This is a genomic window from Phormidium sp. CCY1219, from assembly GCF_035615515.1.
Lineage (GTDB): Bacteria > Cyanobacteriota > Cyanobacteriia > Cyanobacteriales > Laspinemataceae > CCY1219.
In genome coordinates, this window is record NZ_JAJENT010000132.1 from 1 (window position 1) to 330 (window position 330).

Genomic DNA, 330 nt, shown 5'->3' on the forward strand with positions numbered 1-330 from the left:
TTGACACTCTGCGGCTCTTTTGACGCGCAGATTCTTAAGCAGTCCAGAAATGAACTCTTAAAGGCGTAGTCAAAGCGCCTCTACTTAGTTGACTTAAGTTGAGATTAAGTCTTCCAGATACTTTTCTTAAAATATTGGCTGCACCGTTACAATCGGCATTAATTAGATAACCAGCACCAGATTGATATAAACCTCGTTTAATACGTTTTCCAGACGGTTCCCAGTTATCGGGTTTTTCACCGTAGATTGGGAGAAAGTCATTATCTAAAAACGACGCTTTCGAGGTATAAGATTCTTCAGTTTCTACAAATTGCAACCCATATAAATTGC

At 39.1% G+C, this 330-nt stretch carries 1 pseudogene; it reads right to left on the reverse strand.

From position 1 onward, the window contains the following. Positions 1-34 precede the first annotated feature (34 nt). Positions 35-330, reverse strand: a pseudogene (locus tag LKK83_RS00720) (RNA-guided endonuclease TnpB family protein); the annotation flags it as partial.